This window comes from Microcoleus sp. FACHB-672 (assembly GCF_014695725.1).
Lineage (GTDB): Bacteria > Cyanobacteriota > Cyanobacteriia > Cyanobacteriales > Oscillatoriaceae > FACHB-68.
In genome coordinates, this window is the sequence record NZ_JACJOU010000015.1 from 42831 (window position 1) to 62476 (window position 19646).

Consider the following 19646-nt stretch of genomic DNA (forward strand, 5'->3'; position numbering starts at 1 on the left):
TTTTACAGCTACTATGTAATTAGTCTGAAGTCCAGGGTATCGGTGAGCGGCAAAAAATCGCTGCAAGCCGGCAAAGGACACTCAGACAAAGATACGAAAGACACAATTAGGATTCGAGAGCAGGACTCGAGCAAGAATGACATCTGAACAAATCCGGCAACGCTCAGACCTCTTAAATACCCAAGTGATCACCCGCACCACCGGCAAGCGCCTAGGGGTGGTTAAGGAGCTATTAGTAGACATTGATCGGCGGGAGGTTGTGGCACTCGGTTTACGAGACAACCTGCTCTCGGTCGCTGGAATGCCCCGGTTTATGCTCCTCACCAGCATCCGGCAGATGGGCGACGTGATTTTAGTTGAGGATGAAAACGTCATTGAAGATATTGACGTTGACGCCTACAGCAGCTTAATCGGCAGCGAAGTGATCACCGAAACCGGCGAACTGTTGGGCAAAGTGCGCGGCTTCAAATTCAACTCAGAAACCGGCACCGTCGTTTCCCTCATCCTGGCTTCGATAGGCGTTCCCCTGATTCCCGATCAAGTAATCAGTACCTATGAACTGCCGATTGAGGAAATTATCAGCAGTGGCCCAAACCGGCTGATCGTATTTGAAGGGGCAGAAGAACGCCTCGTTCAATTAACAGTCGGCGTACTGGAGCGTTTGGGCATTGGCCAAGCGCCTTGGGAACGTGAAGAAGAAGAAACTTATTATGCGCCAGTGGCCCGACCGGAAAACCAATTGGGCACCGGCATCCCCCTCCGCACCCCAGAACCCATTCGCAAGAGCGAGCAGGTGGTGCAACCAGCCTGGGATGAAGATGATTGGGAAGAATCCCAACCTGAACCGATTATCGTGCGCCCCTCCCTTCGCCAGCAACCGTCTGAATCGATTTACTACGAAGAAGACCTAGAAGAAGAAGAGAACTGGCGCGAAGCCTCTGTGCGGGACGAGTACGAGGAAGAATACGATGATCGCGGCTACACTCCAGCCAAGAGCTACGAGGAAGAGTACGAAGAAGAGTATGAGTACGAGGATATAGAGGCGGATGCCTGGGCAGATGATGAATCACCCAAGCCTTATCAAGCCCCCCGCCTCAACATCCCAGAGAAAACCAAGCTGCCAGAGTACGAAGAGGAACCCGGTTACTAGGGACTAGGGGCTAGGGAAGAGGGAGAGTCAGGAAAAATGCCCAATGCCTAATGCCCAATGCCCCATGCCCAATTCCCCCTTCCATCAGCAAGAACGCAGACGAGTGAGTAACAGTACAATCTCATCAATTGCTTGACGCTGTAGGCCGGCAGATTGATGAGATTGATTGACGATAATGCTAAAAACTAAAGGCGGATAGTTCAGCGGGCGGGCATATCCTGACAACGCTGAAACCCCGGTAACGGTGCCGGTTTTCGCTTGCACAATTCCTTGGGCGGTTGTATCGCGAAAACGGGAGGAGAGCGTGCCACTGACACCGGCAACGGGCAGTGAAGTTTGGTAGATCTCTGCTGCGGGTGAACTTGCCATTGCCCGAAGTGTTTGCACCAAAGCTTCTGGGCTAACTAAGTTATGACGGGATAATCCAGAACCATCTTCTGGGATGTAGCTTTCTGCGTTAACGCCTAATTGAGTTAAGGCGGCTTTAAGCACGTCTAAACCGGCATCTGCGGTATCTTTGCCGGCCATCGCTGCATCTGCCTTGGCAACGGTACCGAGGGAACGCAGCAACACCTCTGCATATAGATTATTACTCTCCTGGTTCGTCTTCATCACCAGTTCAGATAGCGGTGGGGATTCAACCACTGCTAATTCCACTTCACCGGCAATCGGGCTGCCGGCAGCGACTTGTGCTCGCCCCACAGCAATTCCCTCGGCTGCCAACGCTTGCTGGAAGCGCTGCAAAAAGTTTTCAGCAGGGTTGACAATTGCCACGCCCACCTCTTCCGGTTCCGCGCCGGCACGCAACTGACCTTTAATTCGCAATACAGGCCGGCTGAAATCGCGCCCGATGTCTAAAAACTCCGGTTCATTTGGCCCAACCGTTACCGAATCATTTTCAACTCGCCACCCCCTTGCTTCTTTGGGATCGTCCCAAGTCACACGTAAGGGTTGACCGGCAGCTTGGGGGGAGAGTGTCAAATTAATCGCATTTTCATTAACAATTAAACTATTCACCGGCGCACCATAGCCGGCTTGCACATCTTCCCATTCCCAATTGGGGTTCACCGGCTGCCCTTGAAAATAACTATCCTCAACAACCATCTGCCCGACTTGGCGAATTCCCCGACTCTTCAGTTGTTGCGCTAAACTCGCCAGATGGGCATCCGTTAAGCTAGGATCGCCGCGCCCGACAACCCGCAGAGACACCTCTCCTGCGCTGACGGGAGTTCCATAAACCGAGGTGCGGATACGAAATTGAGTGCCGAGTTTTGCCAAAGCAGCAGCAGTGGTGAGCAGTTTTTCATTCGATGCCGGGATGAAATAGCCCTCTCCCTGCCGGTTGTACAGCGTTTGGCCATCTGCGGGGGAAAGTGGTTCTACGAGAATTCCCCAACGCGCCCGACTGAACTGGGGGCGGTTGGCGATGGCATCAATGGCATCTGGCAATTGCGCCGGACAGATCGACTGCGCTGCCGGTGATGTGTTCGGCGTCTGGGCAGATGCCGGCATCCCTGCCCACTGCGAACCCAGAATTAGCAGCAGCGCACTCATAGGCTGACCGAAATTTGCCATCCATTTAACAGTCATAGTAAATATTAGAAAGTGTTTTGAACTATACGGGATAGAAATCCACTGCTCCATAAATTTCGCACATTACAGCTTCAATCTCGTAAAAAGCTGGGGCAAATTTAAATGAGTTTCCCATGACTTAAAGCATTTGATGAAAGGCTTTAGACTACAAGGACATTGAAATGAAACGTTTCAGCGGGTCTTTGCTATAGCCCTACTCTATGATTAATTAATGATTATTACCCTGAAAAGCTTGGTGTGCCGGCATCTTGCCTACTAAAAAAATATTCCAAGAGATTTAAAATTGCTCTATCAAGCTAGTTTTTGGATTTTTTTTACGAATCCTAAAAATTAAAGATTTTTTTACCAAGGTTTCGATAAATTTTCTTATGGCGGTTTCAAAACCGTAACAGATAGAGATAAAACAAAATAAAATTGATAAATAAAAGATTTGTGCAAAAAATATTCATTGAAGAGCATTAAAAATTTTTTTAATAAAATGAGAGTTCTAAATTGAATTAAATCGAAAATATCAAGTTTTATTAGCCGAATTTGCAGCTCATTTGAGCAAGCGAGGGGTAGTTCAGGCAAAAGTTAAAAAAATAGGGGCGCAGAGGAACCCGCCCCAGAAGCGATCCATTAGTTTTTTGTTGGGGCTTGCTCCTCTACTTTCAAATACTTGGGGGATCGAGCCGACAAATTATTGGCGCAATTGCTTAGACGCTAGGGGGAACCGCTTAAGTTTTTTTAACAAATAATCCCCAAGATAAAGAATTCTCTCTTATGGCAGAGGGCACAGACTGCCCGGTTGTATGTAAAGTCTTTAGGATAGCCAAGACTATAGAATACTCATGGTTAGACTGAGCTTATGAAAACACGCAATCAAAATGTTGAAACGTCTAACGGAACCCCCGAAAATAAAGGTCGTGGCAGCAGTTTAAACAGCTTTTTGGCGGGTGCGGCAACGGTACTGGTGCTGTTGCTAGCCGGCGGTGCCTTCTTACTGTATCAAGCCATGAAAGGCGGTGGGGTAAGCGAGTCTGTAAGCCCTGCAGTGACTAATACAGTAGAAACCACCTCCCCTCCCCCGCTTCTAGAAACGCCGGTTCCCCCACCAGCAGTCGATACGGGTGGGCTTCGACCGGGACAATTTGCCGTAGCGGCTTTTGGAGATAAGGCGAGAGTTGAGTTACTCTCTGTGCGACGAGTTCCCGGAAAAGCTGAAGAGGTGCGGATCGAGATGCGAGTCGAGCGTCTTGCTAATGAAGCTGCCGGTGAAATTATTGACGTGGGAGCAACAAGCGCTCGTAATTCAGACACCTTCGATACTTACCAACCCATCGATCCCCTGAATCGCTCATCGGGATTGATTTCTTTGTTTGAGCTGCGTCGAGGGCAGCCGGTGGAAGGGTATGCGGTGTTGAATGTGCCCCCAACTGTGAAGGAGATCGATGTCGTTATCGAAAACGTTGGCGTGTTTAAAAAGGTTCCGGTCGCACCGGCAGGGCAGGGAACTAACCTACAAAATAGTTCTTTAGTCAATCCCTCTATTGGCACACCTACGGCGGCCACCTCCCCACTTCCGAAACCGCCTGTTAGCGTTGCTGGCAAAACACCGGCAGCGCAGGCAACAAACGCCGCGACTCCATCACCGAGTCCTACCGCTGCGGCGTCTAAAGCCGTTGCCGAACTGAAACCGGGTGAGTTTGTCCAACAAGCCTATGGCTCGAAAGGAGAAGTGGAACTGCTTTCTGTCAAGCGAATTCAAGATCCAGAAACGGGAAATCGTGACGTTGTGAATGTGCAGATGCGAATTCGCCGCAATGCGGAACAAGTAGCGGCAATGGACATTATCGGTGTAGGAGAAACAGCCGCCCGCAATCCACAAACCACCGAATCTTATAAAGCGATTGATATGGTCGAACATTCAACCGGCTCGGTTTCTTTATACCAACTGCGCCCGAATGCGTCGGCAGATGCTTATGTCTGGCTGAGAGTACCAGAGGCTGTGAAAAGCCTGGATATTTTTGTCCCGGAAACAGCGGCATTTAAAAATGTGCCAATCTCTAATTAGTCTGTTTTTTGGCCTGAGCAGAATGCAAATAAGTTAAGCGTCGCTGCATTCTGCTCAAATTTGAACGCCTAACTTTTTCCAGAAAGTAAGGTTTTTGACGCTACTTTCCAACTCAAAACTCAAAACTCACAACTCAGCACTCACTGTAACTTTTGCGAGAATTCGCTCTATGCCAGAGTAGACATTGAAGCGTTCCCCGCGCAGGAATCCGATTAGGGTGATGCCAAATTCTTGCGCGAGTGCGACTGCTAAACTGCTGGGGGCGGAAACCGCGCAGACAATTGGTACACTTGCAACCAGGCATTTTTGCAATATTTCAAAACTTGTTCGCCCACTCACCATTACAATGTTGCTAGAAAGGGGAAGATAATCTCCGAGAACTGCCCAGCCTATTAGTTTATCAAGAGCATTGTGCCGGCCTACATCTTCTCGCAATGCTAACAATCTACCTTCGGCATCGAATAAAGCCGCTGCGTGTAAGCCGCCGGTAGTTGCGAAAACTCGCTGAGCATTTCTCAACTTTTCTGGGAGGCTGTAAAATATTTCTGTTGAAACTGCCGGCCCTTCAGTAATGACGGGAGAACGTTGCAGGCGCAATGCTTCCAAGCTGGTTTTCCCGCACACCCCACAAGCGCTGGTTGTGTAAAAGTGGCGTTCCAAACTTACTAAATCTGGGCAGACATTGCCGGCAAGTTCCACATTCACAATATTATCGTGATTTTCGATATCCACGCCAGGATCGGTGCAGTGAGTCATGCGTTGGATATCTTGCCGGCTGTTAATTACACCTTCACTGTATAAAAAGCCTGCTGCCAGTTCAAAGTCATTTCCTGGCGTCCGCATGGTAATTGCAATCGTACGCCTCATGCCGGCGACAATCAAGCGAATTTCTAAGGGTTCTTCTGTGGCAAGACGATCTGAACGCGATTGTACTTGCCCATTTTCTACCACCCAAACTTGGGTTTTCGTCTTGCTGCCTGGAGTTGCCTTCATTCGTTGGCTTTTGTTTTTGAATTAGCTAAATATCTTTCAGGTTTGTACTGAAAATTCCGCCGCATCAACTCCCCAATTTACCCAGGAAATTGCCTCTCTTGCTGATTGTATATCAGGCGGAACTCGTAAGGCATAAATGCAGCCAGTGCTGGGGCAAGTCATTTTTAATAAAAATATTGGCTCTACATCAGCATTTTCTATTTTTAAAAGCGTGTATTCCTGCCAAGAATCTAAGGCTGCAGCTTGCAATTCTTGGCAAATTCGCCCGTAACCAATTTCCTGAACTAATACTCGACGAACTTCTGCATTGCGTTCTTCAATAAGCCATTGCGCTTGCCACTGATGTGGCTGTAATTTCCCGTATTTTTCAGGTAATGTCACCCCATGATAGGAGTATAGGCTGAATCCATCAGCATACTGAAGGGCGGCTTCCCCTTCCCTATGAAGGCGATTGTCACTATCAAAAGAGAGTTTGACAGGCCGGTTACAAACAATTGCTATCTTATTATAATAAAAAGTCCAGCCATTATTTTTAACCAGCGACTGAAATAATGACCAGTTTTTTTCATTATAATGGCAATCTAATGCAGTTATACAAAAGTCGAATAAACATCCACTAGCTGTCCAAATTTCGGATTTAACAGACTCAGAAAAAGCTAAATTAACAAAGCTATTTCCGATATCTGGCTCCAAATATCTCTTGAGTTGTGGATAAAAGTTTTCCCACAGTTGTTCCTTGAGTGTTTGTCGTAGCTTGCTTTCTAATTGAGTCAATAATTGATTATCTACTTGACTCAATAATTCGCTTTCCAGTTGGCTCAACAGTTGGCTTTTCAACTGATTGCTCAGAGAACTCCATCGGTTCGGGCAAAATTGGTGATGTTTGCTTTTAAGGGTCTTCAAAGCCTCATAGGGGCTATCATAAAAAAGAATCTCCGGTTCAGGTAAGCCAATCGAAGTATAAGCTTCCTTGACTGTTTCAGCGGCTTTTTGACGATCAATCGGTTGGGTTGCCAGCGAGATTTCCCTCCACTTTTCCTGATAAAGTGGAATTAAAGCTTCTTGCTCAGGCGTTAGTTTTTCAATCTTAATCTTCGACATATCGCCATCCTGCCGGCTCATATTCCCGCTGAATTCGCACCATCCAACTACCTTGAGAAATGGCAATTGCGTGATGTTCTTCGTGAGTTAAAATTGCTGTTTCTGAAAATATGCGTAGATAGAGAACTCCGTTTTTTTCATATAATTCAGCTTCGCCTTCACTAATTTGATGCTTGTGTCCGGTTACTTCCCCTTCTGCGAGCGTTAAATGGGTTAGCTTTTCTCCTTCAATTTGAGGTACCGGCGTTAAAATTACATCGCCTTGTCGTATTGGTTGCATAAGCTTTGTCAACTCATCTTAATTAAATTGAATTTAATCGAATTGAGCGGACGCAGCTATAATTGCCTTTTGTCCCGCTCCAACTCAATTAATTGATTCAAAAATTTACTATTATTTTACTTCATGTTTTAAAGATGTGGGTAAATTTTACCTAGCTCCTAACTCCTGTTTTACCTCAAGCGTGATGCACTGAAGATAAAACCCAGATGAAAATCCTGCCAAAACCCGATTTACTAGCACAGCAATCATCAAGAAACGCTGCTTGATTGTTTGCTGAAATTGAATGCAAGACAAGATACTTCTGATATTAAAGCAATAATCATGGCGGTCGCAGCGGCAATCGCACCCGGCACTCCAAGCTGGACTCCTAAAAACGCGCCTAATAGTAAAATCGTCGTACCCATCCAGGTTGCACGGTTCACGCCTCGCGTCTGACCTGACCCCACCAAAAAGCCCTGAGTAGCATTTTGAGCCGCAACCAGAAGAGGGACAACAGCGCACAACAGCAACACAGGACGGATACCTTCTACCAGAGCAGAATCGTTTCCCACGAAGCTCTGAACAACGATGAGTCCAAATGGGGTCGTGCTGCTCAAAAGCAACAGCAGCGAACATAGCATCCCCACGCTTAGGGCAAATGCGATCAATTGTCGATCAGTAACTAGACCTCTGTTTTTAATAATCACCTGCTGTACCATGCGAGTCGCATTGGCAATCACTAAAACCAATCCCCAAGCTGCCGGCCAAGCAGCTAGAGCAATATCAGCGTCTTGGGCACGGGCGATAATTCCCACCAGCACCGCACGCCCACCCCATAGCACAAGCATCGAACAGGCTAAAGGCCAATAGAATTTCCAGACACTTTTGAGATTGGTGGGCAGGTTTGGCTCAGAGTCAGTCGGTCGAGGGGGACGAGTCGCTCCAAGCCACTGAGCCGCCCATGTCACGATCACCGCCTCTACAACGACCCCAGCTATTAACGCAGTTCCCGCCAGCACTGCGCCGGCTACCTTCAATGTAAATCCGGCTAAAAGCACGAGCGCCACAATAACCAGGCGCGCAATGCTGGCAATCGCAACCGCCTGGGAATGTCCTGTGTGAATCAACAACCCTTGGAAATAACGTCGCCAAGCAATCGCAAACGGCCACAGAATCATTAACGTCAACACAATACGCACCGTTTGCTGTAATTGGGATGGAATCCCCAACAGGGTGCCACCTAACGTTGCAAAAACAAATGGCAGTGTCAGTAGTAGCAACAGTAATGCGCTCAATCCGCCCCCAGCTAAAAGCGTAAATCGCCACAAGGCACGCCGTGATCGCTCCATTGGTGCAAGGGCATTAGAGGCGTGCAAGATCGTAATAATCGGACTTTCAAAAAAGATCGCTAGCGATTTGGCGATGCCCAAAGCTGCCAAATTCACCCGTGTGTCGGGTAGGTGAGCGAGAGTGGTGGTCATCATTGGATCGCCGCAAGCCATTGCCACATCGCTGAGGGACAGCGGGATAAACTGCCGCCACAGATCTAAAAAAGTGATTTTAGACGGATTTTGAGAAGCGTTTAAGGTCATGGTCAGGCGGGTTGTTGCTGTCGCAGAAGGGTTGCAGGGACGGGTTGGAGGGCACGGATTGTAGCAGTAAGCACTGAGTCTGACAAAATCTCAATCCCTTGCTGGGTCAGCCATTGCGGATTGTAAACAGTTTCGAGATAGCGATCTCCCCGATCCGGGTTCAACAATACCATCCGCTGAGAACGGTTATAGTGGGTGCCATAGGCAAGGGCAGCGGCAACGATTGCGCCGGTGGAGGCCCCCAGCAGCAACCCCTCTCGACGCGCCAGAGCATGGCAAACGGAGAAGGCAAGGCGATCAGTTACCGAATAAGCCGCATCCAACACTGTCGCGTCAAAGTTGGGCGGTACAAAGGACAAACCCAATCCCGTCATTTTGTAGGGATGGGAGGGGGTGCCGAAGATGGCTGACCCTGCGACATCTACGCCGACAATTCGGGTTTGAGGATAGCGCTGTTTGAAAAATCGGCTGATTCCCCCCAGTTGTCCAGCAGTGCTGACCCCGATAACGATGACATCCGGTGCGCCGCCAAATGCTTGTTCGATTTCGCGGGCAGTGAATTGCTCATGGGCAGTCGGGTTTTCAGGATTGCAGTGCTGGCAGGGATACCACGCCCCCGGAATGCTCTGGGCAAGTTCTTGCGCTTTTTCCATTCTCGCAACTTGCATCGAACCATTGGCATCTGCCTTACTCAGGGGCACATCCACCATTTCTGCCCCATAGGCAGCCAGCATTCGCCGAAACGGAGGCGGAGTTTTGGCATCGACAACAATAATCACACGATAGCCCCGTGCTGCACCAAACATTGCCAGACCAATGCCGAAGTTACCAGAACTCGATTCAACTATCGTGCCACCAGGGGCGAGCAAGCCTGTACGTTCTGCGTGTTGAATCAGATACACGGCATTTTTCTCTTTAATACTGCCACCGGGGTTGCAGGATTCCAATTTGAGATAAAATTCGTGATCCTGACAAAGTTCGCTCAAGCGGTTGATCCGAACAATGGGGACAGTCCCAATCGCTTCCGTGATATCGCTAGACAGGAGCGATTTTGGAGTGTTTTTTAACACTTGGAGCATAGCTTTAGACCTTCAAAATCGACAATAGCCAGTCATCATGAGCGCTCCGGCCAGCTGGATAGTTCAGCCGTGGAACTCGGTAACATCTTTCGCTTAATGTCAATCTTTGCCGGCAAAAATGAAATTATGATGAAATTGTCGAACCAGATAGATTACTCGCTCTAAAAACTAAGCGTTGTCTGCAACACGCCAGTTCCTAACTGTCCGCTGATAGGTGGGCATTTGCGAATAGTTAACCCATCTACTGTGTTATCCAATTCTGTAATTGCATCAACAATCTGCTATAAATCTCGTTTAAAATTCTGAGGGTAGCGGGGATTTTTAGGCAAATCTCGAATGGCTTCTATAGCAATCCTATTTAAGCTGTGAGATATCTGATGTTCAGAGCCTCGACTTCTCTAAGCAGTTGGGTAACTCGTTTTCACGAATTATTAAGAACTGCTAGCGTAAAAATTGAATAGATTTTCAAGTTTTCAGTCCAATCATTTAACGGCATTCACTATAATTTTTCCAAATGCACTAAAGCATTATAATCTGGTATGCCGGCTTGGGGTGAGCGTTTGTTTTTATCTAACAAAACGTTACCTTCTGGCCAATGCACTTGTAAATTTCCGGGTAAAACCGGCGCTGTATGGATTCTTCCTTCAAATTTTCCAAAGTTATTATTTAAAACTACCGCATCCCCCTCTTTTAAGCCTAAATTTTCCGCATCTTCTTTGCAGATAAAAATTGCTTCTCGCAAAGCGCCGGTGATCGCATCTTTCTTTGCTTGAACCATACTGTTAAACTGCTTGCCGCGTCGGGTTGTCACGCGAAACATTCCTGGGGGCAATTCAGGCTTAACCGGCAAAGCTAAAGCGGCAAAATGAGCTTTTCCATTTGATGTAGAAAAGTTCCAATCTTGGCAGAGATGGGAACCGCCATACTGAAACTGATCACCGGCTTGCTTTAAATGTTGAATGCCATCGTAAAAGGGGACAACTTTGGCGATTTCTTCACGGATGTCTTGGGTGGTGTCAGAAGCCGCCGGCATTTGAAAATTCGGGTTAAAATGCAGTTTTTCTGCAATTTCGGGGCGCACTTTCCGGGCAATTTCCATCATAACTTCCCATTCGGGACGTGCTTCACCGATGCGTCGTCCGGGAATTTCTGGACTAAAGATAATCCGGCGTTCCGTACTCGTTGAAGTGACACCGCCGGGAATTTCATAACGTGTGGTTGTCGGTAATAAAACAACGGTATCAGCCGGCTCTAATAGCATTTGGCTGGAAAGTACAATATCCATGTGTACTCGCATCGGCACCCGATTTAAAGCTTCCTCCACATAATCGGGATCAGGCATGACTTCCAAGAAATTTCCGCCAACAGAAAACAGTACATTTAACTGTCCTTCATGGGCAGCTTCAATCATTTCTGAAGCAATTAATCCCGGAGTTGTCGGTACTTCAAAACCCCAAATTTTACTTAATTCTGAGGCATTTTCAGGAGTAATTGGTTTGCCGGCAGGAAAAGCAGTTGCATAAGCGCCCATTTCTGCTCCACCTTGAACCCCGGAATGTCCGCGAATGGGCATCAATCCGCACCCTTCCCGTCCGACAAACCCTTTTGTTAGCGCTAAATTGATAATCGCTTTCACATTATCTTCGCCGCACTCATGCTGGGTAATTCCCATACTCCAGACAAACACAGCTTTCTTTGCTTCTCCTACCATCTGAGCAAACGCATACATCTCATCGCGGGATGCACCGGCAGCTTTCTCTAATTCTTCCCAAGATTGGCTATCAAGTGCGGCTTTTAATTCCTCAAAGCCGACAGTAAAGTTTTGAATAAATGACTCATCCAGCCAATTATTCGCAACCAAATGCTTTAGTGTGCCGTTGAGAAAAGCAATATCTCCTCCGACATTTACTAAGAAAAATCGCTCAGCAAATTTCGTGCCAAATAACGCACTTTCTACAATAGAAGGCACCCAATACCGCTCCATTCCCGGTTCGCGGTAGCTATTAATCACCACAATTTTCGTGCCGGCTTTCTTTGCCCAGTGGAGATATTTAACTGTAACCGGCTGGTTATTCGCCACATTAGAACCGATGAAAACCAGTAAATCTGTCCCGATCCAATCTTTATAAGAACAAGTTGTGGCTGCGACTCCTAATGCTTCCTTAATGCCGGCAGTGCTGGGAGAATGACAAATCCGGGCGGCATTATCAATCGAGTTCGTTCCCATCGCCCGCACGGCTTTCTGAGCGGCATAATAAGTCTCATTGGGAATGCCCCGACTCGTCAGATAAAACCCCATCCTGTCCCGATCTTGCACCCTCTTGGCAGCGCGAATGCCCTCAGCAACCAAATCTAATGCTTCATCCCAACTAACTCGGCGGAACCCAGGCTCACCTTTTTTGCGTACCATTGGATAAGAAAGCCGGCCTAAATCGCGCAATTCCGCACTGCGTTTGCCTTTTAACGCAGAAACATCTTCTAGCAGCTTGCTATCAAGTGCCGGCATTGTATTCAACCTGAGCAACCGCAGCCGAACATTGCAAACGTGGATTCCATCAACCGTCCAATCTTTCATGCCGGTTGTCCCCAAGGCGCAACCGTCGCAAACGCCCTGATTGAGGATTCGCAGCGCATAGGGCAGTTCGTCTAAATTTTCCCCAATTGCCCGAAACACTTCCCAATAGTTATTCGGATATTGCTCACCAATCCCAAAAGGCTTCCAACTCGCCCAGTGTGCCGGTGTCCAGCCCTTTTCTGGTTTTTTTAACACTTGTTGTGCCTCCCCTAGGATGCGCTGCCTATAAAAATTATAGGGGCATAGGAGAGGGGGAGAGCGGGAACTTCGAGTGCCCCATCCCCAATCCCCATACCTTTAGGTTGGCGAAGCCTTGCCCCAATCCCCAAAGATTCAAGCTACGCTGTAAGTCGCAAGTCACATAGAAACGATGCGGAGAGGGAATTAGGGATGGCTACCCTGGAGTTAGTAAGTCAAGTTGTCGCGCTTGTCAACATAGAACGCAGTCGGGTTGGGTTACCCCCGCTGACTATCGATACCCAGCTTAATAGTGCCGCGCAAATTCATAGCACTGATATGGCTGTGAATGACTTTTTCGGTCAAATCGGCTCGAATGGCTCGAATGCGGCGAGTCGGATTAGAAATGCCGGGTACAACTTTACAACTCATGCACAAAACGTAGAAGCCGGCGAGGAAACAGCAGAGGAAGTTGTCGCTTCTTGGTTCAGCAGTGCGGAAGCGACGAACCTTTTTAGGGCGGATGTTACAAATATCGGCATTGGTTATTACTTTCTTGAAGATGATATCGGCAACTTCAACCAAAATCATTACTGGACTGCGGTGGTTGCCAAACGTTCTCCCGAAGGAGTCTTCATTCCGGGAACTGAGGGTGTTGATATTGTCGAAGGGGGAGAAGGCAGCAACTTGATCGCCGGGGGTACCAATAATGATTCCCTCTATGGAAATATTAGCGATGATGTGATTTTGGGTGGCGCGGGGAATGACTTTATCGATGGCGATCAAGGCAATGATACCCTCGGCGGCAATCCTGGCAACGATACTATTTTCGCCGGTCTGGGCAATGACTTCGTCCTGGGCGGTCAAAACAATGATATTTTGAACGGCGAGCGAGGCAATGACTCACTCTACGGCGATTTGGGCGACGATACGCTGTTTGGCAATTTAGACAGCGACTTCCTCGACGGGGACAGCGGAAATGACCGTTTGGAAGGGGATTTGGGTTTAGATACGCTGTTTGGGCGAGCCGGCAATGATGCCCTCTTTGGCGGTGTGGATTTAGATTACCTAGATGGGGGCGAAGGCGACGATTTACTAGAGGGCAACGAAGGGGCGGATACCCTGTTTGGCGGAATCGGTAATGATCGGATATTGGCCGGCATTGATAGCGATGTTGTCGTTGCCGGTGAGGGCAATGATAATGTCGATGGTAACACCGGCATCGATACACTCTTTGGCAATGCTGGCAGTGATACCCTCATTGGTGGCACCGAGGACGACTTGGTGTTTGGTGGCAGAGATGCCGATTTTCTCGGCGGCGGCGTCGGCAATGATATTCTCAACGGTAATATCGGGGACGATATCGTTTTAGTCGGAGCCGGCAACGACCTTGCCTTTGGAGGTCAAGATAATGATCGGGTTTATGGCGAATTCGGCGACGATACCCTCAACGGTGATCTTGGAAACGATACCATCATCGGAGCCTCAAATGCTGACCTCATCTATGGGGGCGATGGCAACGATGTCATTTATGGCGATTTCATCGATGATAGTTTGGTTGCCGGTCTCAGCTCAGATTCCGTAGTCGGCACCGAAGCCTCTGATACACTTTATGGCAACGCCGGTGATGATATCCTGGTCGGCGGCTCCGAGGGCGATCTGCTTTACGGCGGCCAAAATAACGATAGCCTGTCGGGCGGTGGTGGTAATGACACGTTATTTGGCAACTTGGGCAATGATACCCTCATCGGCGGCGACGGTAGCGACACGTTTGGCCTACAGCTAGGGGGTGTTGCTCGAATCAACGATCTGCTTCGCGGAAATGATTATTTATTCTTGAGTGACGGGTTGACGTTTGAAGATCTCGTTTTCCAACAAGGATCAGAAGCCAACACCTCAGAAATTTACGCTCAGTTTCCCGCTGAAGATACACTCAGAGGCGGCACTGGCCCGCTTGTCACAGGCTCCGACGGGAAATCTGCCCGCAATGTGCTGATCGGGGTCGTTGTGGGTGTTCAAGCTGAAAACTTCTCCAGCGATAACTTCATCACGACTTTTGCGAGTGACACACTAGCCGGCACCAGTCCCTAGCTCTAGGGCAGTTTAGCCCCTGCTTAGCGCGATCGCTTCTCCCGCAGCTGCCGCCGGCGATCGCGCCACTCGGCGGCTGTTAGATACAGCACTCCACCTGTCACAACGACCATCAGCCCGATGGCCATGAAAATCAGACCATAAAAAACCGTATTTTCCATAAAACCTCCGGCGGTTTTAGATTCTAAACTTTAAATTTTAGACTAATCCAAAATCCTATCTTGAAAATGAGGGGCAGGATCTTCGGGGCTAGGAAGAATAAAATCAGGGATCTCAAGCTCCCCTGGCTCCTCTCTTCCTCGACTAGCCCCTCTAAGCCTTGGCTGCTGGTTGAGTTACGCCCATGCGAATTTCAGAGCAGAAGGAGGCAAGGCTAAAGCCATCTGAGCGCTTAACGGTGCTGGTACGCAGTCGTAAGTTTGGACTCTCGAACCACAGGCGCTCCTCAACAGACATCGTGGGGCTTTCGGTAATCAGTGTCAGGGCATCGTCGTTGCCCAGGATATAACGACCCGTTACCGGCGAATCTTGGTTTGCTGTTTTTTGCAGGAGTTGGCCGGTTTTGGGGTTCTGTGGGTTGGCGATGGGAACTAAAACCGTTGAACCGGCTTGTTTGCGCTGATCGGCTCCCACTGTGCCATCCCACTTGACATGGAGACCTAATAATGCGGTGGAAGGCTCGATCCGATACTGTTCGCAAAGTTCGATCACTGCCGGATCGCTGGAAGCAAGAATTTCAATCCATAAGTCTGTCTTACCGGCTTCTAAATGCGGATTCGCCAGATAGTGGTTGCTGCGTTGGGAAAACCATTTGCCAGCACTCTGTTGGAAAAACTCGATAATATCCATGAATGAAGCAGTCCCGCGTCAATCGTTCTCAATACTATGTTAAGCCCAAGATGACGCCTGCCGATGATTGTTATGGTTGCGCCATTTGGGAGGATTGCCTTGGGCTGAACATCACTCACCAAGAGGTCAAGGGATCGCTTTACTCAATGGCTCAGTTGAGCTACCTAAAAAGCTAGCCGGTTTTAATAACTGGCATAACTTTCTTTTAAGGCAACTCAACTTCTGCCAAAAATTGCATTTCTATCTATTTCTAGAAGTTGAATATTATCAATGCAATTTCGGATTCTTCGGTGATTGATAGTAAACCTTAGAACCCTGATCCGGGACAAAATGACAAGCCCAGTAAGAGCGAACAAAGCTCTTCCAAATCGGCTCATTTGAGCAACGATAATAGTCGCCCAACACCGGCTTAACTGCCTCGGTTGCAGTTTTTAAGTGATAGTGTGGGATGTTCAAGAAAATATGATGGGCTACATGGGTGCCAATATCGTGATGGATCGGATTGATAAAGCCGTAGTCACGATCAATGGTAGACAAAGCCCCTTTCAGGAAGTACCAATCATCCCCGCGATACCAGGGAATATCTGATTCTGTGTGATGCAGGAAGGTTACTAAATCCAACCAAATCACAAACACTAGATAAGGAACCAGATAGTATTTCACCAGAAATAACCAGCCAAACTGATAGGTTAACCCACCCAGAAGGCCAACCATTAGTACCCAGAGTGCAGAACTGGTTAACACATCCCATTTTTCTGAGGGACGAAACAGGGGACTATTTGGCAGAAAGTGGGAACCCTGCCGATCCGGAGAGCGCATTACCAGATAAATGGGATAAGCGATCAAGGGTAGATAGAAGCGTAATAGCTTTTCATACCACGCCATCTGCTCGTACTTCGTCTGCGACACCGGATACCAGCTTTCATCGGTATCAAGGTTACCCGTGTTCGCGTGATGGGTTCTGTGACTGATGCGCCAACCGTGATAAGGGACGAGGATGGGGATGTGAGAAAGATGCCCAATTAGGCTATTTAGCCATTTCAATTTAGAAAAGGAACCATGACCACAGTCATGCCCCACCACAAACAATGACCAAAACATGGTTCCTTGCATCAACCAGAAGAGTGGGAAAAATAACCACGAATCTAGCCGATAGGCGAGCACATAGAGTCCAGCGATAATAGAAATATCCAGGAAGAAGTAGCTCAGAGACTTCCAAATAGAAGGTTCAAAACAGGAAGCCGGTATTGCCGCCTTCAAATCTTGGAGGGTAAAGGGTAACTCTGCGGTACGAGTGGATGAGGCTGTAAGCGTTGCCTCTGTGATCACAGTGTTTGCGTTTGCTTGCACGAAATTTCCGATTTAACGTGATTTGAAAACCGACATTTTGCCTTTAACGGCTTGCACTCAGCTATTTGAGGCTAGGATTTCTACTCTGCAAGGGTTATACGTGATAGAGCGCCACGGCCAGCTAAGGGGCTTGTTGAACGCCTGTTTGGGCAAAAGCGCTGCGATCTCCATTGCTTCATAAAAAATCTTATGGGCCAGTGAAAATGCAAGATGCAGGTTATAAACGGAATTCATTCTACCCCACTCCTGCACATTCTCGACTATCAGGCCGGCTCAAAAAATATTTGCGACCGATAGATTCACTGAATTCAACAACTCTTAACCCTACAAGGAAACAAGCTTTTTTGCAATGTCTTAGCTAGATAAACAAGTCGGATATAAGCACATTGGGGTAGCAGTTTATTGCGCCTTCTCCAATGTTTGCATCCGAATGCAACACCAGCAAGCGAGCGGGTTCTACTGACTTTTACGATATTGCTTTTGTCAACAATGCACGAGAGTTTTAGGATATAGCAATCCTAAACCATTCGCGAGATTTTCGGGGAGTGCGTTCGCGTAGCGTGCGGGCTGGGCCGCTCTCAATATGCCGGCACTCCAATTTTTACCATTCAAATTAGGATGGCTATAGCCCTGTTAAGGTACTCTCAACGATCTTTGCATTATTGACGACAAGTTGATTGAGCATTTGTTATTAATGACAGCATTAAACTGTCATTGATCACTTGGGTAGGCGGAGTGAAACGGAATACTGGAATTAATTCACAAAATAAGGTTGATATTTTCGGCTCTTACCTTTTTTTTCTGAAATTTAATTTCAGGGCGAATAATTCACACTAAAATAAAATCCTTCATCTTGGGCGTTATTGCCTTTGTCGTCTATTTTAACCAGGGGAATCGCATAATCTATCCGGATGTTTAATCCAGGCAGCAATTCCCACAAAACGCCTAAACCGGCCCCGGCTAAAAACCTTTGCTCCGGTAATAAGTTAGGATTTCCTCCACTATTTCGCACCATACCCAAATCAACAAAAGGTGCAATTTGCACGATAGCCGCACCGCTAGCAGAATCTCGTTGCAGCGCAATCCGATCTTCAATGGAAAATCTGAAGCCACTATCACCTGATCGGGCGTTTTGCCGGTAGCCTCGCAAGGATAAACCTCCACCAATCACAAACTGCTGTGAGGGCAATAAACTATCAGGAGCGAGCTGTAAGTCGGCTTGCACAATTAGTAAGTTATCATTGCCGAGACGCTGCACGCGCTGTACCTGTCCAGTCCAACTGATGAACCGACCATCGGGAACGGGGTCTTCATTAATTGTGGCGTCTAGTAAGCCGGTGCCAAAGTTAAATTGTGAACGCAATGCCCAAGCGCCCACTGTATCGCGACGCACATAATCTTGACCGAATTTAATGATGCTGGTGCGGCTGAGGCCCTTTTCATCTGGCCCAGATCCAAAAGGTGTTGGTTCGCCGGCAAGAAAGGTTTGGCTTTCCTGATAAGCAAACCCTAAAGACAAGGCAAATTCTTGACTCGGTGAGCGCAGGAGTGGCTGCCGGTAGCTCAGTTCATACAGCTCAGATTCTCCCTCAATACCAAATGCTTTAAAGGGTTCTTGAACAATTGCATTATTGTTAGGTGCAACCCTAACTTGTACCGTGCCATTCATGGCATTAACCGGCACACGATAGCTTAATTCATAAACATTAGAATCCCCGAAAGACTGATAGTAAGAGGCAAAAACTTCGTCTCCTATGCCGGTGAGGTTGCGATAAAGTACGCTTGCGCCGGCTCGTTCTGAACCAACACTGGGTGGGGAATAATTGTCGATTCCAAAGTTACTAGCCAAGGGATTTGCCTCAGTCACGCGCACTGTGAGAATACTCTGACCGATTTCCTCCCCTGCCCTCAGACTGGCTTCGATATTTTCAAATAATGGGTCTATCCGCAACAAGCGTAACTGATTTTCCAAGGCGGCGGTGGAAAGGGGTGTGCCGGCTCCCAATCGCAACCGGCTGCGGATATACTCTGGATTTAAACGGCGTGTTCCTTCGACTTCAATTTGTTCTAAACTGCCTTCAATTACCACAATTTGCACGATGCCGTTTTCAATCGTTTGGTCTGCTAAAACGGCTCTGGAGGTGATGTAGCCTCTATCAAGATATAATTGGGTAATGCCATCAGCAACTCTTCTCAATTCTTCAAGCGTTACTGTGCTGCCTTCAACCGGCGCTGTGATGGCTTTAATTTCCGCTTCACTAAAGAGGGTGCTGCCGGTTACTTCGATTTTCTGAACTGAAATTTTCTGCTCGGTTTCTCCCGGCGGGGTTTCTTGAGACGGTGCCGGCGTGGGTGGGGTTGGCAAAACCGGCTCTTGTTCTTCTGGTTGCGGTGCCTGCGGTTCTGGTTGAGTTTGTGGGATGCGATCGCGGTTCGGCTCGGGTTGCGGGTTCACCGGGGGGGCCGGTAGCGTTTGCGTTTGAGCCATCGGATTTTCGTACCAGGCACTTGCCGGTTCTGCGGCAGTTGCACCACTTGTAAAGATGCCAGCAATCACCACGGCACCTGGAATTGAAACCCCACACCAAAACATTCCAAGGCTTAAACGCCAGTGCATAAAATTATTCTCAAGCTTCAGTTTTTTGTTTGTCTGACATCTTGCATTCGAGGCACTGTAGCAGCTTTTTGGATAAAGCTCTCGGCTTCAGGCCGCACTTATCACACCCAGCTAACCCAAAATAATATGATTAAAAGAATAAATCATTTTTACCTGATTATTTTTTA

14 protein-coding genes are annotated in these 19646 nt (G+C 48.0%); 3 read left to right on the forward strand and 11 right to left on the reverse strand.

Annotated elements, in window-relative coordinates; genetic code table 11:
- Positions 1–136: 136 nt before the first annotated feature.
- Positions 137–1150: a PRC-barrel domain-containing protein gene (locus H6F56_RS10150; RefSeq protein ID WP_190667459.1), complete on the forward strand. Its 1014-nt coding sequence runs from the start codon at positions 137–139 to the stop codon at positions 1148–1150.
- A gap of 84 nt (positions 1151–1234) precedes the next feature.
- Here the strand turns inward: H6F56_RS10150 and dacB are convergent, their stop codons facing one another.
- Positions 1235–2740, reverse strand: a complete 1506-nt coding sequence (dacB, locus tag H6F56_RS10155) for a D-alanyl-D-alanine carboxypeptidase/D-alanyl-D-alanine-endopeptidase (RefSeq protein WP_242031945.1) — start codon at positions 2738–2740, stop codon at positions 1235–1237.
- 850 nt (positions 2741–3590) lie between these two features.
- Between dacB and H6F56_RS10160 the strand changes: the two genes are divergently transcribed.
- Positions 3591–4796, forward strand: coding sequence for a hypothetical protein (locus tag H6F56_RS10160; protein WP_190667461.1), 1206 nt, complete (start codon positions 3591–3593; stop codon positions 4794–4796).
- A gap of 126 nt (positions 4797–4922) precedes the next feature.
- Here the strand turns inward: H6F56_RS10160 and fdhD are convergent, their stop codons facing one another.
- The 6 genes from fdhD to H6F56_RS10190 all read right to left on the reverse strand — a co-directional run bounded on the left by fdhD (position 4923) and on the right by H6F56_RS10190 (position 12590).
- Entirely contained in the window at positions 4923–5789 is an 867-nt protein-coding gene (gene fdhD / locus H6F56_RS10165; RefSeq protein ID WP_190667462.1) for a formate dehydrogenase accessory sulfurtransferase FdhD, read from the reverse strand.
- A gap of 36 nt (positions 5790–5825) precedes the next feature.
- Positions 5826–6626 (reverse strand): DUF6745 domain-containing protein, encoded by an 801-nt coding sequence (locus H6F56_RS10170; protein ID WP_309236493.1) that lies wholly within the window; start codon positions 6624–6626, stop codon positions 5826–5828.
- Between the two features lie 250 nt (positions 6627–6876).
- Positions 6877–7170, reverse strand: coding sequence for a hypothetical protein (locus H6F56_RS10175; protein ID WP_190667467.1), 294 nt, complete (start codon positions 7168–7170; stop codon positions 6877–6879).
- Positions 7171–7418: 248 nt separating this feature from the next.
- Entirely contained in the window at positions 7419–8741 is a 1323-nt protein-coding gene (locus H6F56_RS10180; RefSeq protein WP_190667470.1) for a hypothetical protein, read from the reverse strand.
- Between the two features lie 2 nt (positions 8742–8743).
- Positions 8744–9820, reverse strand: coding sequence for a PLP-dependent cysteine synthase family protein (locus H6F56_RS10185; protein ID WP_190667472.1), 1077 nt, complete (start codon positions 9818–9820; stop codon positions 8744–8746).
- Positions 9821–10319: 499 nt separating this feature from the next.
- Positions 10320–12590 carry an FdhF/YdeP family oxidoreductase gene (locus H6F56_RS10190; protein WP_190667474.1) on the reverse strand — a complete coding sequence of 757 codons (2271 nt, stop codon included), beginning with the start codon at positions 12588–12590 and terminating at the stop codon, positions 10320–10322.
- A 195-nt stretch (positions 12591–12785) separates the two neighbouring features.
- On the opposite strand from H6F56_RS10190, the gene H6F56_RS10195 reads away from it, so the two are divergent.
- Entirely contained in the window at positions 12786–14663 is a 1878-nt protein-coding gene (locus tag H6F56_RS10195) for a CAP domain-containing protein (RefSeq protein ID WP_190667476.1), read from the forward strand.
- 23 nt (positions 14664–14686) lie between these two features.
- Here the strand turns inward: H6F56_RS10195 and H6F56_RS10200 are convergent, their stop codons facing one another.
- The 4 genes from H6F56_RS10200 to H6F56_RS10215 all read right to left on the reverse strand — a co-directional run bounded on the left by H6F56_RS10200 (position 14687) and on the right by H6F56_RS10215 (position 19479).
- Positions 14687–14824: a hypothetical protein gene (locus tag H6F56_RS10200; RefSeq protein WP_190667478.1), complete on the reverse strand. Its 138-nt coding sequence runs from the start codon at positions 14822–14824 to the stop codon at positions 14687–14689.
- A 151-nt stretch (positions 14825–14975) separates the two neighbouring features.
- Positions 14976–15512, reverse strand: a complete 537-nt coding sequence (locus H6F56_RS10205) for a phycobiliprotein lyase (RefSeq protein ID WP_190667479.1) — start codon at positions 15510–15512, stop codon at positions 14976–14978.
- 267 nt (positions 15513–15779) lie between these two features.
- Entirely contained in the window at positions 15780–16862 is a 1083-nt protein-coding gene (locus tag H6F56_RS10210) for a DUF3474 domain-containing protein (protein WP_190667481.1), read from the reverse strand.
- An 814-nt stretch (positions 16863–17676) separates the two neighbouring features.
- Positions 17677–19479, reverse strand: coding sequence for a ShlB/FhaC/HecB family hemolysin secretion/activation protein (locus tag H6F56_RS10215; RefSeq protein WP_242031946.1), 1803 nt, complete (start codon positions 19477–19479; stop codon positions 17677–17679).
- Between the last annotated feature and the right edge of the window lie 167 nt (positions 19480–19646).

Bases quoted from the DNA above. Each gene is read 5' to 3' on its own strand.
- H6F56_RS10150 (WP_190667459.1), top strand. From the start codon at position 137: ATGACATCTGAACAAATCCGGCAACGCTCAGACCTCTTAAATACCCAA.
- dacB (WP_242031945.1), bottom strand. From the start codon at position 2,740: ATGACTGTTAAATGGATGGCAAATTTCGGTCAGCCTATGAGTGCGCTG.
- H6F56_RS10160 (WP_190667461.1), top strand. From the start codon at position 3,591: ATGAAAACACGCAATCAAAATGTTGAAACGTCTAACGGAACCCCCGAA.
- fdhD (WP_190667462.1), bottom strand. From the start codon at position 5,789: ATGAAGGCAACTCCAGGCAGCAAGACGAAAACCCAAGTTTGGGTGGTA.
- H6F56_RS10175 (WP_190667467.1), bottom strand. From the start codon at position 7,170: ATGCAACCAATACGACAAGGCGATGTAATTTTAACGCCGGTACCTCAA.
- H6F56_RS10180 (WP_190667470.1), bottom strand. From the start codon at position 8,741: ATGACCTTAAACGCTTCTCAAAATCCGTCTAAAATCACTTTTTTAGAT.
- H6F56_RS10185 (WP_190667472.1), bottom strand. From the start codon at position 9,820: ATGCTCCAAGTGTTAAAAAACACTCCAAAATCGCTCCTGTCTAGCGAT.
- H6F56_RS10195 (WP_190667476.1), top strand. From the start codon at position 12,786: ATGGCTACCCTGGAGTTAGTAAGTCAAGTTGTCGCGCTTGTCAACATA.
- H6F56_RS10200 (WP_190667478.1), bottom strand. From the start codon at position 14,824: ATGGAAAATACGGTTTTTTATGGTCTGATTTTCATGGCCATCGGGCTG.
- H6F56_RS10205 (WP_190667479.1), bottom strand. From the start codon at position 15,512: ATGGATATTATCGAGTTTTTCCAACAGAGTGCTGGCAAATGGTTTTCC.
- H6F56_RS10215 (WP_242031946.1), bottom strand. From the start codon at position 19,479: ATGCACTGGCGTTTAAGCCTTGGAATGTTTTGGTGTGGGGTTTCAATT.